This is a genomic window from Paenibacillus sp. Pae15, assembly GCF_024519685.1.
GTDB classification, from domain to species: Bacteria; Bacillota; Bacilli; order Paenibacillales; family NBRC-103111; genus Paenibacillus_G; species Paenibacillus_G naphthalenovorans.
The window spans coordinates 99,133-114,835 of sequence record NZ_JALJRM010000010.1 but is presented as its reverse complement, the minus strand read 5'-3'; the positions used below and the strand labels follow the sequence as shown (position 1 = coordinate 114,835).

General features: G+C 53.8%; 13 protein-coding genes. 6 read left to right on the top strand and 7 right to left on the bottom strand.

Translation table 11 applies throughout. The features are described from left to right. Positions 1 to 293 precede the first annotated feature (293 nt). Genes NR121_RS10915 through NR121_RS10900 form a run of 4 tightly spaced genes read left to right on the top strand, consistent with a single transcriptional unit; the run spans position 294 to position 4,397 of the window. On the top strand, positions 294 to 1,844 hold the full coding sequence (locus NR121_RS10915; protein WP_375162523.1) for a spore germination protein: 1,551 nt from the start codon (positions 294 to 296) through the stop codon (positions 1,842 to 1,844). A gap of 16 nt (positions 1,845 to 1,860) precedes the next feature. Beyond that, positions 1,861 to 3,045, top strand: a complete 1,185-nt coding sequence (locus tag NR121_RS10910) for a Ger(x)C family spore germination protein (RefSeq protein ID WP_062407703.1) — start codon at positions 1,861 to 1,863, stop codon at positions 3,043 to 3,045. A gap of 6 nt (positions 3,046 to 3,051) precedes the next feature. After that, a complete protein-coding gene (locus NR121_RS10905; RefSeq protein ID WP_054818085.1) occupies positions 3,052 to 3,300 on the top strand; it encodes a hypothetical protein in 249 nt (82 codons plus the stop codon). A gap of 5 nt (positions 3,301 to 3,305) precedes the next feature. Next, positions 3,306 to 4,397 carry a GerAB/ArcD/ProY family transporter gene (locus NR121_RS10900; protein WP_062407702.1) on the top strand — a complete coding sequence of 364 codons (1,092 nt, stop codon included), beginning with the start codon at positions 3,306 to 3,308 and terminating at the stop codon, positions 4,395 to 4,397. 160 nt (positions 4,398 to 4,557) lie between these two features. On the opposite strand, the gene pyrE is transcribed toward NR121_RS10900, so the two are convergent. From pyrE to pyrR, 7 genes are all read right to left on the bottom strand, one after another. Further along, complete coding sequence (pyrE, locus tag NR121_RS10895; RefSeq protein WP_269465279.1) at positions 4,558 to 5,199, bottom strand: orotate phosphoribosyltransferase; 642 nt, start codon at positions 5,197 to 5,199, stop codon at positions 4,558 to 4,560. 57 nt (positions 5,200 to 5,256) lie between these two features. Then, complete coding sequence (pyrF, locus tag NR121_RS10890) at positions 5,257 to 5,973, bottom strand: orotidine-5'-phosphate decarboxylase (protein ID WP_054818084.1); 717 nt, start codon at positions 5,971 to 5,973, stop codon at positions 5,257 to 5,259. A 104-nt stretch (positions 5,974 to 6,077) separates the two neighbouring features. Then, positions 6,078 to 9,293, bottom strand: a complete 3,216-nt coding sequence (carB, locus tag NR121_RS10885; protein ID WP_062407700.1) for a carbamoyl-phosphate synthase large subunit — start codon at positions 9,291 to 9,293, stop codon at positions 6,078 to 6,080. Further along, positions 9,280 to 10,458 carry a carbamoyl phosphate synthase small subunit gene (locus NR121_RS10880; RefSeq protein WP_062407699.1) on the bottom strand — a complete coding sequence of 393 codons (1,179 nt, stop codon included), beginning with the start codon at positions 10,456 to 10,458 and terminating at the stop codon, positions 9,280 to 9,282. The genes carB and NR121_RS10880 overlap by 14 nt, the downstream gene beginning before the upstream one ends. 56 nt (positions 10,459 to 10,514) lie before the next feature. Then, positions 10,515 to 11,798 (bottom strand): dihydroorotase, encoded by a 1,284-nt coding sequence (locus NR121_RS10875; RefSeq protein ID WP_062407697.1) that lies wholly within the window; start codon positions 11,796 to 11,798, stop codon positions 10,515 to 10,517. 23 nt (positions 11,799 to 11,821) lie between these two features. Beyond that, positions 11,822 to 12,727 (bottom strand): aspartate carbamoyltransferase catalytic subunit, encoded by a 906-nt coding sequence (locus tag NR121_RS10870; RefSeq protein WP_062407695.1) that lies wholly within the window; start codon positions 12,725 to 12,727, stop codon positions 11,822 to 11,824. After that, positions 12,724 to 13,290 carry a bifunctional pyr operon transcriptional regulator/uracil phosphoribosyltransferase PyrR gene (gene pyrR, locus NR121_RS10865; protein ID WP_054818103.1) on the bottom strand — a complete coding sequence of 189 codons (567 nt, stop codon included), beginning with the start codon at positions 13,288 to 13,290 and terminating at the stop codon, positions 12,724 to 12,726. The genes NR121_RS10870 and pyrR overlap by 4 nt, the downstream gene beginning before the upstream one ends. 414 nt (positions 13,291 to 13,704) lie before the next feature. Between pyrR and dapD the strand changes: the two genes are divergently transcribed. Together dapD and NR121_RS10855 are read left to right on the top strand one after the other, a co-directional pair. After that, the gene (gene dapD / locus NR121_RS10860; RefSeq protein WP_256831191.1) at positions 13,705 to 14,418 is read left to right on the top strand and encodes a 2,3,4,5-tetrahydropyridine-2,6-dicarboxylate N-acetyltransferase; all 714 of its coding nucleotides are present in this window, start codon (positions 13,705 to 13,707) and stop codon (positions 14,416 to 14,418) included. 96 nt (positions 14,419 to 14,514) lie between these two features. Then, a complete protein-coding gene (locus NR121_RS10855; RefSeq protein ID WP_054818083.1) occupies positions 14,515 to 15,663 on the top strand; it encodes an N-acetyldiaminopimelate deacetylase in 1,149 nt (382 codons plus the stop codon). Positions 15,664 to 15,703 lie beyond the last annotated feature (40 nt).

The window sequence follows — 15,703 nt, the reverse complement described above, 5'->3', positions numbered from 1 at the left end:
CCCCCCTTCGGGTTATTCCGATTCTTTCTAGGGGTGTATTTTTATGACGATCAAAGGTCATAAGTTTAAGCTTGATCCGGAATCCAAAATCTCTACAGCGATAATAAACGCGGGTAAAAAAATGTGCGTTAATTCCAAGTATTTGCATATTTGGATCATGAACGAACCATACTAGGAAAAACAAGAATGAGAACAGTGGTATTTCGCTCTTGGCGGTTTTATCCACTGACCACCAGACTGAATTTTCCACGAGAGGGGATTGTTATGGGTAAAAAAAAACGTTCTTGAATCGTCTGCTGCGTTCTGATCGGCAACAGTCTGCAAATGCCGGATTGCAAGACAAAGATCCGAAAACCCAAACCGGATTTTCCGAACATCTGGACGAAAACCTTCAACTGCTTCAGAGCATTTATGCGAATTGTTCCGACGTCATTTTTCACGACTTTTTCATTGGCGATCAAACCAAAGCCGTGCTTATTTACATCGAAGGTCTTACTCATGTCGAAGAGGTCGATCAGCATGTACTCGCGCCGCTCCAGCAGGAATTCCCTCTGGAGCATACCCTTTCGAACATTCGAAAGAAAATTGCCGTCTCATCCATCAAACCTGTGAAAACCGTCGCTGATGCCATTGAAGAAATATCCGGCGGGAATCCCGTCCTGCTCATGGATCGGGAAGGCCAAGGATTGTCGGTCGGATTGTCCAAGTGGGATAAACGTTCAATTGAAGAGCCTACGGCCGAGTCGGTTTTACGGGGACCAAGAGAAGGATTCATCGAATCGCTAAGGACCAATACGACTTTGCTGCGGCGGAAAGTAAGAAGTCCGAATTTGAAAATCAAAGCGATGAACATCGGAACCTATTCCGTAACGCCGATCGCCATTGCCTATATCGAGGGAATTGCAGCTCCCGCATTAGTCGAGGAAATGATGAGCCGGTTACGGCGGATTGAGATCGACGGCATGTTGGCAAGCGTGTATATCGAGGAATTTATTGAAGACAATCCTTATTCCCCTTTCCCTCAGCTTCTTTCGACGGAACGGCCTGATGTGGCAAGCGCCTACTTGCTGGAAGGGCATGTCGCCGTCTTGGTCGACGGAACCCCCAGTGTGCTGGTCGCTCCGGTGACGTTTTTATCCATGCTGCAATCACCTGAAGATTATTATGAGCGATACGTTGTGGGTACGGCGATCCGTTGGCTGCGTTATTTGTTTTTTTCCATCTCTTTGCTGGGGCCATCCATTTACGTCGCCGTCATTACGTTTCACCAGGAAATGATTCCGCCCTCCCTTCTGTTAACCATGGTGAAATCGCGTGAACAAGTACCGTTTCCCGCTATTGCGGAGGCCTTGCTGATGGAATCCATGTTTGAAGCGCTGCGGGAGGCCGGCGCCAGACTCCCCAAGCAGATCGGTACAGCCGTCAGCATTGTCGGGGCGCTTGTCATCGGTCAAGCGGCTATTGCAGCCGGAATCGTCTCCGCTCCGATGGTGATGGTTGTGGCCATCACGGGGATCGCTTCATTTATGGCTCCCCGGTTCACCGTTGGAATTGCCGTCAGGCTGCTTCGTTTCCCCATGATGTTCCTTGCAGGGTTCCTGGGAGTCCTTGGTGTGATCCTGGGGGTGATTGTCATTTTGAATCATCTTCTCACTCTTCGTTCTTTTGGGGTGCCTTATTTGTCGCCTCTGGCTCCGTTGAAAGGTCGCGATTTAAAAGATGTCCTTTGGCGGGCTCCGCGTTGGATGATGAACACGCGCCAGCACTTGACCGGAGAATGGAACGAATATCGGCAGCCCCCCGGGCAACGGCCAAATCCAGCCAAAGGGGATGAAGAGGGATAATCGGAAGGGGATTTTCATGCGTACAACAAAACGAAAAAGCGTTTTTGTCCTCTTTTTCCTTTCTATTCATGCACTATGGCTTTCCGGCTGTTGGGACCGTACGGAAGTGAACAATTTGGCGATCATTACAGCTGTCGGTTTGGATTGGACGGAAGATCGCCAATTGGAGCTGTCTGTCAAAATATATCTTACGTCACCTTCATCTTCTCAACAGATGGGAGGGTTCTCCGCCGATAGCGGGGGGACCGGACTGTCGATCGTACGATCGGTGAAAGGACTGACCATGGCGGCTTCGGTTGCCCAATTGCAGCAAGTGCTCACCCGCAAAGTGTTTTGGGGGCAGGCCGAGGTGCTCATTATTGGGGAAAGATTGGCGAAAGAAGGACTTGCCGAACCGATGGAATTTTTTACGCGTCACCCCTCTCCGAGGGAACGCATACAAGTATTCATCAGCAAAGGGTCGGCGAAAGATGTGCTGCAGCTTGACCCCCCTATTGAACGCTCAATTGCCAAAGGGCTGCGGTCAATGGCCGAGTCGCGAATCGGACTGAATATCACGATGAAAGATCTGATGCAAATGATGGCCGGCAGAGCCAGGGCGGCCGTCATTCCATTGGTGGAAATCAAACCGAAACAAGGAATGCAGGAGGCGTTCCCGTTTCTGAATGGAACGGGCATATTAAAAAACGGGAAAATGGTCGGGCGTATGAACGACAGCACAACCCGGGGGATCTTGTGGCTGAGAAACGAAATAAAAAGGGCTACCACGACCATTTCCCCGAAAAACGCCAAAGGCTATGTTTCCTTCCAACTGCTGAGGAGCCATACGGAATTGATTCCGCATATTCATGGGGACGACTGGAGCATCACCGTCCGAATTGACACCCAGGACGACATCATTGAAAATACAACGGGCCTGGATCTTGCCGATCCAAAGTATATCAAAGAGCTGGAAACCGAATTGGCGACCGGTATTGAGCATCGTGTGCACATGGCCCTGACACAAGCGCAGAAAGAAATGAAAGCCGACATATTCGGTTTTGCCGATGCTTTTTACCGCAATTATCCAAAAGAATGGAATCGAAACAAGAATCGCTGGGACGACATCTACCCAAATCTGAAAGTCATGCTGGAGACGGAGCCTAAAATATACAGACCGGGAATGACAGGCAAAAACATTTTCAAGTCGAAACAGGAGTGAGAAAAAATGGAATGGGTGAAGGTCTTGGGAATCGCAGCGGTTTTGGTTTGTATGACCCTGTATGAATGGCCAAGGATGAAAAGGCAAATGAAAAAAGAAAAAACCGCCTTTGCCGCACTAACCGTTTTGGGAGGAATTCTGGCTTGTTTGCTCGTTTTCTATCCGGAAACGCCAGGGCCCACACAATGCATTGACGCCATGTACAAACCGCTGGTAAACGTTGTAGAGAAATGGACTATGGAAAGGAGCGAATGAGAAGGATGCCCGAAAAAACGAGAATTTCCCCCTTACAATTGGGAATGATGATGTATTTGGCCACCACCCCTACCGCGATTCTCACCGCCCCCACGATTACGTACATATTTGCGAAACAGGATCTGTGGATTTCCCCGATATGGGCTTTTAGCGGGTTGATTGCCGTTTATGTCGCGCTGCGGCTCCATAACATGTATCCCGGCCTAAATATTAGCCAAGCAAGCGAACGCATCGTCACCCGGTTGCTCGGAAAAATCATAGGGATCATGTTCTCGTTCTTTTATTTGTATCTCAACGGAATTATCGTACGGGAATACGGCGAATTCGTGGTCGGCGCATTTCTGCTCAACACCCCGCTCATCGTGGTGTCGGGCAGCATGGTTCTGGTATGTGCCATAACCGTACGCGGAGGCGTGGAAATTGTGGGAAGGTTTTCCGAGCTCTTGCTTCCCGTTTTTATCGCCTTTTTTTTACTCATCATTGTTCCGATCATTCCTGATCTGCGTTTTTCAAACATGCTTCCGATCATGGGAGAAGGGATCAGGCCTTCGATCGAGGGGGCTTTCGTCCTGCAAACCTGGTTTGCCGAATTGATCACTGTATCGTTTTTTCTTCCTTATGTAGCTGATCAAAGAAAGGCGAAAACAAGCATCTCGATTACCTTTTTAATAATCATACTGACACTGGTTGTGTCCAATCTGTCGACCCTGCTCCTTCTGGGGGATTTAACAGGCAGTTTTACTTATCCCTTTCTGATCCTTGCGAGGTACATTGACCTGGCCGAGTTTCTCACCCATTTGGAATCGCTGTACATGGCCATTTGGGTGTTGGGCGCGTTTGTGAAAATCTGTGTATTTTTTTATGTGGCCGTTCTTGTCACCTCCCAATGGATGAACCTGTCCGATTATCGACCGCTTGTGTTCCCGTTAGGCTTTCTGTTAGTTTTGTTGAGCATGTGGGTAGCACCCAATTTTCAGGAATTGACGCATGCGATAGCCACGTCCGTAACCCTTTCTGTTTTGACTATGTTCGTGATCGTTCCCTGGCTGCTGTTCTGCATGGCATGGGTGAGAAATCGATTGTTGTCCTGGAGGTAACCCCCCATACCTGACACCGTAAAGATGACGCCCATGCTGCGCACATACTAAACAAGCTGACGCCGGTTATATACCGACGTCAGCTCGCTGCCCAGGTATTTTTCAATGTCCACTACACTAATAAGGGCTTAAAACAGCTGGGTCACCTGGAGTTTTATGCTTATTTCCCGTATTCCGCAGGATTGCTCCGCCATGCTTTAAGCGCCTGCAGGTCCTGCTCCCGGATGCTGCCCGCCTTCAGCGCAACGTCCAGCAGCGTCGTATAATTCGTCAGTGTTTCAAAAGGAATGCCGGCACCTTCGAAGGCTTCTTTTGCCTTGTCGAATTGGTAGGAGAAAATGCCAAGCACGCCAAGCGCCTGTGCCCCGGCGTCGTTCATGGCCAGCGCCACTTTCAGCGAGCTGCCGCCCGTGGAAATCAAATCCTCAATGACGACTGTTTTTTGACCCGGCTTAATGGAGCCTTCGATCAGATTTTCCTTGCCATGCCCCTTGGCCTTATCGCGGACATAAACCATCGGCAGATTCAGCTTCTGGGCCACCCAAGCGGCGTGAGGAATTCCTCCGGTCGCCGCTCCTGCAATGACTTCCACATCCGGGAAGTTGTCGCGGATCAGCGAAACGAATCCTTCTGCAATCCGCTCACGAATTTCAGGGTAAGAAATCGTCAGGCGGTTGTCGCAATAGATCGGAGATTTCAGTCCCGATGTCCAGGTGAACGGCTGATTCGGACGGAGCGCTACGGCTCCGATCGCAAGCAGGTCCGAAGCAATACGTTCTGCCAGCTCATGGTTTGTACGAATGGGTTGCACGCTTAGATCATTCCTCTCCATTTGTTCTTTATATGGTCGGACTTCTCCCTATACGGAGGCCAGAATCGCTTCCAGCGCTCCTCTGGGGTCCGGCGACGCTGTGATCGGGCGACCGATAACGATGAAATCCGTTCCTTGTGCAAAGGCCTCTGCAGGCGTCATCACACGAGACTGATCTCCGATATCCGCGCCTGCAGGACGGATTCCGGGCGTAACGGTCATAAAATCGGGTCCGCATGTCTCTTTGATCCGAACCACTTCCAACGGGGAAGCCACGACTCCGTTCAAGCCGGCCGTCCGGGCCAGCTTGGCATAACGCAGGACGGCATCCTCCACCGTACCTGCGATACCGATCTCCTCATTCATCACCGCAAGGCTTGTGCTCGTCAATTGAGTCACCGCGATTACTGCGGGTCTGTTGCCCGCTTGAAGCCCTTTGTCTACCCCTTCCAACGCCGCTTCCATCATGGTCCTGCCGCCTGCCGCATGCACGTTGAACATGTCCACACCGAGCCTCGTAATGCTTTCCGCGCCGCCCTTGACCGTATTTGGAATATCGTGCATCTTGAGGTCCAAAAACACATGGTAGCCTTGATCCTTGAGCTTTTGGACAAAGGAAGGGCCTGCGCTGTAAAATAGCTGCATGCCCACCTTCATATAGCAAGGAATGCCGGCAAGCGAGCTCACCAGCGCTTCCGCCTGTTGGGCATGGGCATAATCGAGCGCAACCATGATTCGCTCTGCCTTATTCTTGTCAAACGCCATGTTCCCCGCCTCCTGTTCAAGAATGAAGCTGTTTTTTAGCCCAATCAAGGGATTAGCACAGCATCCCCGCAGTCAGCGGGACACTGTGCTAATTCCGGATGGTGTCAGGCTTGAGACACCGGCATAGCCGTGGATTGGAAGTAGATGGACTCCAGCACATGCAGCAGCGCGCTTACCGTATCAAGCGACGTCATACACACCACGCCGTTCTCTACCGCCTCGCGGCGGATACGGAATCCGTCGCGCTCCGGCGTTTTGCCTTTGGTCAGCGTGTTGACCACAAAGTGCGCTTCCCCGTTACGAATCAGATCCAGAATGTTCGGCGAGCCTTCGCTCAGCTTGTTCACACGGGTCACCTTCAGCCCGGCGGCCTCAAGCGCCTTCGCGGTTCCGCCCGTAGCCACAATCCGATAGCCGAGCCGTTCGAAGGAGCGGAGGATGGCCGTTGCTTCTTCTTTATCCTTATCGGCGATCGTCGCAATAATCGCGCCGGTCGGCGGAACCTTCATGCCGGAGCCGATCAAGCCTTTATACAGGGCTTTGGCGAACGTTTTGTCACGGCCCATCACTTCACCGGTCGATTTCATCTCCGGTCCTAGCGTCGTGTCTACGCGGCGCAGTTTGGCAAAGGAGAACACCGGTACCTTCACCGATACATAATCATCCTCCGGCCACAATCCGGTTTGATAGCCCATATCGGCCAGCTTCTCGCCCATGATGACGCGAGTCGCCACGTTGGCCATCGGAATATTCGTTACTTTGCTCAAGAACGGCACCGTCCTCGAGGAACGCGGGTTAACCTCGATCACATAGACTTCGCCTTGATAGATGACGAACTGAATATTGACAAGCCCGACAACGTTTAAGCCTCTGGCAATCTTGGTGGTGATCTCGATAATTTTTTGCTTCAGCTCTTCGGAAACCGTCTGCGGAGGATATACCGCAATCGAGTCGCCCGAGTGAACGCCCGCTCTTTCGACATGCTCCATGATGCCTGGAATCAGTACGGTTTCTTTGTCGCAGATCGCGTCGACTTCCACTTCTTTGCCGAGCATGTACCGGTCGATCAGAACCGGATGCTCCGGATTGATTTTAACCGCATATTCCATATAGCTCAGCAGCTCTTCGTCGGAGTACACGATTTCCATCGCACGGCCGCCAAGCACATAGGACGGGCGCACGAGCACCGGATAACCGAATTTCGATGCCATGCCCACCGCCTGGTCGACGGAGGTTACCGTACCGCCGGGAGGCTGCGCGATCTCCAGCGAGCGCAGAAGCGCCTCGAACTTTTTGCGGTCTTCCGCCGCATCGATGCTTTCCAGATCGGTACCCAGAATGCGCACGCCGGCTTTGGCCAGCGGAGCCGCCAGGTTAATCGCGGTTTGACCGCCGAACTGAACGATCACGCCGATCGGCTGCTCGCGCTCGATCACGTTCATCACGTCTTCAAAGAACAACGGCTCGAAATACAGACGGTCGGAGGTATTAAAGTCCGTCGATACGGTTTCGGGATTGTTGTTAATGATGACCGCTTCATAGCCTGCTTTCTGGATCGCCCATACGGCATGCACGGTCGAGTAGTCGAACTCGATGCCTTGGCCGATCCGGATCGGACCGGAGCCCAGAACGACGACCTTTTGCTTCGTCGTCTCTTTCACTTCGTCTTCCGTTTCGTAGGTCGAGTAGTAGTAAGGTGTCGTCGCTTCGAACTCGGCCGCGCACGTATCCACCATTTTGTATACCGGCTTGATATTCAGGCCGAGACGGTAAGCGCGAACGTCCGCTTCCTTCGTCAGATTCAGTCCTTGGTCCGCCTGGCTTCTGATCTCCGCGATCGCGCGGTCCGTAAAGCCTTTGCGCTTCGCTTCGCGCAGCAGCTCTTCCGAAAGCTCAGGCTGCAGCAGCTCGGCTTCGAATTGGATCAAGCCTTCCAGCTTGTGCAGGAACCACCAGTCCACCTTCGTAAGATCATGCAGCTGCTGTACGGTGTAGCCGCGGCGCAGCGCCTCCGCGATCAGGAAGATACGCTCATCGTCGGGCTTCGCCAGGCGCTGATCCAGCACCTCTTTATCCAGCTTGTCGGTGTCCTTCAAATAAAGGCGGTGTACGCCGATTTCCAGGGAACGGATCGCTTTATGAATCGATTCTTCGAACGTCCGGCCAATCGCCATAACCTCACCCGTAGCTTTCATCTGCGTACCGAGCTTCCGGTTGGCCGACGTGAACTTATCGAACGGCCAGCGGGGGATTTTGGATACGATATAGTCGAGCGTCGGCTCAAAGCAAGCATAGGTTTGTCCCGTTACCGGGTTCACGATTTCGTCCAGCGTGTAGCCCACGGCAATTTTGGCCGCCATTTTGGCAATCGGATAGCCGGTCGCTTTGGACGCAAGCGCGGACGAGCGGCTAACCCGGGGATTGACTTCGATCACATAGTATTGATAGCTGTGCGGGTCAAGCGCAAACTGTACGTTGCATCCGCCTTCGATATTCAGGGCGCGGATGATTTTGAGCGATGCCGAGCGGAGCATTTGGTACTCGCGGTCGGAGAGCGTTTGGCTCGGCGCCACGACGATGCTGTCGCCGGTATGTACGCCTACCGGGTCGAAGTTCTCCATGTTGCAGACGACAATACAGTTGTCGTTCGCATCACGCATGACTTCATACTCCACTTCTTTCATGCCCGCGATGCTTTTCTCAATCAGACATTGGCCGATCGGGCTGTAGCGAATGCCGGAGGATACCGTCTCGACGAGTTCCTCCTCGTTCGCGCAAATTCCGCCGCCCGTACCGCCTAGCGTGTAGGCCGGACGTACGATGATCGGATAGCCGATATCGTTCGCGAAATCAACGGCTTCCTCCACGGTCGTAACAATCGTGCTGTCCGGCACCGGCTGTTCCAGCTCGCGCATCAGATCACGGAACAAGTCGCGGTCCTCGGCCTTCTCGATGGCCGTCAGCTGCGTTCCGAGCAGCTTTACGTTCTCGCGCTCCAGCACGCCTGCGCGCGCCAGCTCCACAGCCATGTTGAGGCCCGTTTGGCCGCCCAGCGTCGGCAGCAGGCCGTCCGGCCGCTCCTGACGAATGATTTGAGTGACAAAATCAAGCGTAATGGGTTCGATATATACTTTGTCGGCCATGTTGGTGTCGGTCATGATGGTGGCCGGGTTACTGTTGATAAGGACAACTTCATAACCCTCTTCTTTCAGCGCCTGACAAGCCTGCGTACCGGCATAGTCGAACTCGGCCGCTTGTCCGATCACGATCGGCCCGGAGCCGATCACAAGTATTTTCTTGAGGTCATTATTTCTCGGCATAGTGCAGTTCTCCTTTCGATGCGGAAGCGGATTTGGCGCCGCCCGCCTGATAAGCCGCTGCAATTTGCGCCTGGCGCGGTACCGGCGGATGGTTCTTCTTATGTTCACGGATCATGTCCAGAAAATCGTCGAACAGATAGCTGGAGTCAAACGGTCCGGGAGCCGCCTCCGGATGATACTGCACGGAGAAGACCGGATGCTTTTTATGACGCAGGCCTTCGATCGTACGGTCGTTGTTGTTGATATGCGTCACTTCCAGGTCCGTACCGCTGATGGAATCTTCCTTTACCGTATATCCATGGTTTTGTGAAGTAATGTAGCACCGGCCGGACTTCAAATCCTTAACCGGATGGTTCCCGCCGCGATGCCCGAACTTGAGCTTTTCGGTGTCGGCTCCGCTGGCCAGCGCGATGAGCTGATGACCCAGACAGATGCCGAAAATCGGAAACTGTCCGATCAGCTCGGAAATCATCTGGACGGCATGCGGTACATCCTTCGGATTTCCGGGGCCGTTGGACAGCATAATGCCGTCCGGCGCGAGGCGGCGGATTTGATCGGCTGTCGTGTCCTGCGGCACCACGACCACATCGCAGCCGCGCTTGGTCAGGTCGCGCAGAATGCCGCTCTTCGAACCGAAGTCTACAAGCACGATACGTTCTTTCGTCCCCGGTGCGCTGTACACGCTTTTGGTGGATACGCGGGATACCTGATCGGTCATCAACGGTGCGACTTTCAACTGCTCCAGCAGCTCTTCCACACGCTTGTTGGATGTCGTCAAAATGCCCTTCATTGCGCCATGATGACGGATACGGCGGGTCAGCATCCGCGTATCGATGCCGCTGATTCCGGGAATGCCGTATTCCTTAAGCAGGCTGTCGATCGTATATTCCGCTCTCCAGTTGCTCGGCACTGCTTCATGCTCACGGACGACAAATCCATGAACATACGGGCGAATCGATTCGAAATCGTCCCGCGTAATGCCGTAGTTGCCGATCAGCGGATAGGTCATCGTCACGATCTGTCCGCAATAGGACGGATCGGAAAGAACCTCTTGATATCCTGTAATCCCTGTATTAAAAACGACCTCGCCTACCGAGTCGCCGGTGCTTCCGAATGCTTTACCGGTAAACAGCGTACCGTCTTCCAACAACAATCTAGCCTGCATGTCTGGTCAACTCCTTCATTCTGCTGTGTTCGTAAGTACTTGTAAACCCATAAACCTTACTCCGACCAAACCACTTTGCCTTCCACCATGGTCATCGCCGGCCAGCCCTTAAGCTTCCAGCCGGTAAACGGGGTGTTGCGGCCCTTGGATTCAAATTCCGCAGGGTTCACTTCCTTCTCCGTCTCCAAATCGATCAGCGTCAGGTCCGCCGTCCGGCCGGCCTCCAATATGCCCCAAGGCAGTCCGAACACTTCCGCCGGAAGCCTGGTCATCTTGTCCACCAGGAACTGCAGCGTCCATTCGCCTGTCGCTACGAACTTCGTATAAAGAAGCGGAAAGGCTGTTTCAAAGCCGACGATACCGAACGGCGCCAGCTGCAGCCCGCGCGCCTTTTCTTCTTCGCTGTGCGGAGCGTGGTCGGTTACCACGATATCGATCGTACCGTCCACGAGGCCCTCGATACAAGCCCGCACGTCACGAGGCGTACGCAGCGGAGGATTCATCTTCCAATTGGCGTCCATGCTGTCCGGAATGTCTTCGTCGGAGAGCAGCAGATGGTGCGGACAAACCTCCGCCGTTACTTTGATGCCGATCTGCTTGGCTTGACGGATCAAGCGAACGGATTGCTCCGTGCTCACATGGCATACGTGGTAATGAACCCCTGTCGCTTCGGCCAGAAGAATATCGCGGCCCACATGAATGGCTTCCGATTCGTTCGGAATGCCCTTCAGCCCGTGCTTGCGAGCGAACGCTCCCTCGCTTACGGCCGCTCCCTCCACCAGGGTGTTGTCCTCGCAATGCGCGATGATCGGCATTCCGATCGAAGCCGCTTTGGCCATGGCGTCCTTCATCATCTGAGCGCTTTGTACCCCGACCCCGTCGTCGGTGAAGCCGATCGCGCCAGCCGCTTTCAGCGCTTCGAAATCCGTCAGCTCACGGCCCAGCTCATTTTTCGTGATGCAGGCATAAGGCAGTACGCGCACAACCCCTTCGGTTTCAGCCTTGTTCAGCACGTATTTCAGCGTTTCCACCGTGTCGGTCACCGGCCGCGTATTCGGCATGCAGGCAATGGTCGTAAAACCGCCCCGCGCCGCCGAACGCGTTCCTGTCGCAATCGTTTCTTTATACTCAAAGCCCGGTTCACGCAAATGCACGTGCATGTCGATCAGCCCGGGCGCGAGAAACTTGCCTTGCGCGTCGATGACCGTATGCCCTGAGGTGTCAGGCGCCGTACCTGCTTCTATGATGCGCTCAATTTGATTTCCTTCCACAAGAACATGCTTTGCCGCCAGTTCATTGCCGCCATTCAGTACTGCAGCGTTCAGAATCCAGATTCCCATCGGTACCTCCGCATCGTGTATTTTCAACTTAAAGCCCGCTCGATCACAGCCATCCGAATCGGTACGCCGTGGCTCATTTGCGTGAAGATTTTCGATTTATCGCATTCGACCAGTTCGTCGTCGATTTCTACGTTCCGATTCACCGGAGCGGGGTGCATGATGATCGCATGCGGCGCCAGCTTGGCCGCCCGCTCCACAGTCAGCCCGTAAGCGGCGCGGTATTCTTCAGCCGATCGGAACAGAGAGCCTTCATGTCGCTCCAGCTGTACTCTGAGCATCATGACCACATCGGCCTTCAGCGCTTCGTCGATCGTGGTGTAAGGCGCATATTCCGCCAATTCGGCGGCCTGCATTTCTGCAGGAGCGCAGAAGCTTACTCTGGCCCCGAGCGTCCGGAGCGCCCACAGGTTCGAGCGCGCCACCCGGCTGTGCCGAATATCTCCGATAATCGCTACATGAAGCCCGCTGATGTGGCCAAAATGTTTGCGCATCGTGTACAGGTCGAGCAGAGCCTGCGTCGGATGCTCGTTATTGCCGTCGCCGGCATTGATCAGAGGCACTTTAATTTTCTGTGCCAGCTCGGCAAGAAGGCCGTTCGGCTTCATCCGGATCACGCCCGCGTCGATCCCCATCGACTCCAGGGTCCGCACCGTATCGTATATCGACTCGCCTTTTTGCACGCTGGAGACGGCGGCCGTGAAATTCAGCACTTCGGCTCCAAGCCGTTTTTCTGCTACTTCAAAGGAGAAGCGCGTTCTCGTGCTGTTCTCAAAAAACATATTGGCTACAAAGCGTCCCTGCAGATGGTTCGATACCTTCACCGGGTACTCCTCCCAGTAGGACGCCCGGTCCAAAATGGACGTGAGCTCCGTAGCGCTTAGCCCCTTAGTGCCGAGAAGATGCTTATGCGTGTGTACCTGCAGTGTCATTCTTTTGGCCCCCTCTGCCCCGTAATTACGACTTGATCGATTCCATCCACTTCCTTCAGCTCCACATCGATGTTCTCCAGCCGGGAGGTGGGGATGTTCTTGCCGACATAGTCCGGCCGAATCGGAAGCTCCCTGTGTCCGCGGTCCACCAGCACCGCAAGCTGAATCATTTGCGGCCGGCCCAGATCCATCAGCGCATCCATCGCCGCTCTGACGGTCCGGCCCGTATATAGTACATCATCAAACAAAATCAGCTTTTTATTACGAATCTCCAGTTGATCCGGAACCGACTCCGCCGCCGCGGCATCCTCACCGCCGCCCGCCGCTTTGCTCCGGTCATCCCGGTACCTGGTCACGTCGACCTCGCCAACGGGAACGGGAACGCCCTCGATTTCCCGAATTCGCTCAGCCACTCTGGCAGCCAAGTGTATTCCGCGCGTTCGAATCCCGATGAGCATACAGTTCTCGAAGCCTTTGTTTCTTTCCAAAATCTCGTGAGCGATCCGCGTCAACGCCCGCCGAATGGCGGTCTCATCCATTAGCACATGCTCGGTCTGCTGCATCTGCAGGGCAACCTCCTCCACCTGAGCTTTTTGAAATCGGTCGTGAGACGAAAAAAACCTTGCCGATAAGGCAAGGTATATGCACAAGAACAGAACTCAGCCTCCGGATGCGGGTATACTTCACCCGAATTTATCTGCCGCAGCGCGCTCCGGATAGACCGTTCATATTCATCGTTCACCTTGCCAGCCTCACGGGACTGAAATTAAAGGTGCTATTCAGTTAAAAAGAATTATCCCACGTTCGACATCGCTTGTCAATAGACCGCGAATCTTCGTTCCGAAGCATTCCCTAAAGATTGCGGGAAGCGGTCATTTTATGCTATAAAAGATGTAGTTCACTATCAACCCGAACTTTGGTGACGGATATCGCCCATCGTTCACGGTACTATACATAGAGGAGTTGGAAATGTAGCTATGTCGATTGAAATGAATACAGAAGAAGTTATTAATCTTATTAAAACGAGCAAGAAAAAGACCCCGGTTAAAGTATACTTGAAAGGCGACCTCGAGTCGATTTCCTTTGGCGAAAACGTTCAAACGTTTATTACAGGCAAAACCGGCGTCATCTTCGGAGACTGGGCGGAGATTCAAAGCGTGCTTGATGCGAACTCCTCCAAAATCCAGGATTATGTGGTCGAGAACGACCGCCGCAACTCGGCTGTACCGCTGCTGGACTTGAAGGGCATCAATGCCCGCATCGAACCAGGCGCCGTGATCCGCGATATGGTCGGCATCGGCGATAACGCCATCATCATGATGGGCGCAGTGATCAACATCGGAGCTTCCATCGGCGCAGGCACGATGATCGACATGGGCGCCGTCATCGGCGGCCGCGTGAAAATCGGCAGCATGTGCCACATCGGCGCAGGCGCCGTCCTTGCCGGCGTCATCGAGCCGCCTTCTGCGCAGCCGGTTGTCATCGAGGATGACGTGCTGGTCGGCGCCAATGCCGTTATTCTCGAAGGCGTGCGCGTAGGCAAAGGCTCGGTTGTTGCCGCAGGCGCCGTCGTCGTAGAAGACGTTCCGGAATACAGCGTCGTTGCCGGTACGCCAGCCCGCGTCATCAAAAAGGTGGACGACAAAACGAAGTCCAAAACCGAAATTTTGAAGGATTTGCGCAATCTGTAAATCGGTCGAATTCAGGCTCGGCGTCGCGACGCCGGGTCTTTCTATTAGTATCAGCCTTTGTCAAGGTCCGCCAAAGTAAAGGAGGTTAACCCCACCGTGAGCGTCACTGCCACTCCAAGCCGTTATGTGAAACTGCGCCGCGACCTGCATCAGATTCCCGAAACGGGCTTTCAAGAGTTCAAGACGCAGCAGTACTTGCTTGACTATATCTCCACCCTTCCGCAGGAACATATTGAAATCCGCACGTGGAAGACAGGCGTCCTGGTCAATGTCCGGGGCACGCAGCCGCAAAAAAGGCTCGGCTACCGGGCAGATATGGACGGCCTGCCGATCCAGGAGGATACTGGCTACGATTTCCGTTCCAAGCACCCCGGCTACATGCACGCCTGCGGTCATGATCTGCACATGGCAATCGGACTCGGTATCCTGACGCATTTTGCAAGCCACCCCGTCCAAGACCATCTGACGTTTATCTTCCAGCCGGCTGAAGAGGGTCCCGGAGGCGCCAAACCGATGCTCGAAAGCGAGGAACTGAAGGATTGGATGCCGGATGAAATTTTCGCTCTGCATATTGCACCCGAATATCCGGTGGGAACGATTGCCACAAAGCCCGGCATTCTGTTCGCCAACACCTCCGAGCTGTTCATCGATTTGACCGGCAAAGGAGGCCATGCGGCGTTTCCGCACAACGCCAACGACATGGTGATCGCCGCCTGCCAGCTGGTGGGCCAACTACAGACGGTCATCGCACGAAACGTGAATCCGTTGGATTCAGCGGTAATCACCATCGGCAAAATCGACGGCGGCACGAAGCAGAACATTATCGCCGAGAAGGCGCGTCTGGAAGGAACCATCCGTACGCTGTCGGCGGACACGATGACCCTGGTCAAGTCCCGCATCGAAGCCTTAGTCCATGGGTTGGAAACGGCATTTGCCTGTCAGGCTCATATCGACTACGGCTCCAATTACCTGCAGGTGTACAACGAGGAAAAGATCACCAGCGAGTTTATGCAGTGGGTACGCGAAACGCAGCAGTCTTATCACATCGACCTTATCGAGTGTAAAGAAGCCATGACCGGTGAAGATTTCGGTTATTTTCTGGAATCTATTCCCGGCTTCATGTTTTGGCTGGGCGTGGGCACGCCATACGGCCTGCATCATGCCAAGATCGAGCCTGATGAACGCTCGATCGATCTGGCTATCGGCCTCATGACTCGTTACCTGACCTGGAAATCGAATCGTTAAAATAAGGAAAAACCGAGAAGGGCCACGCCCCTCTCGGTTT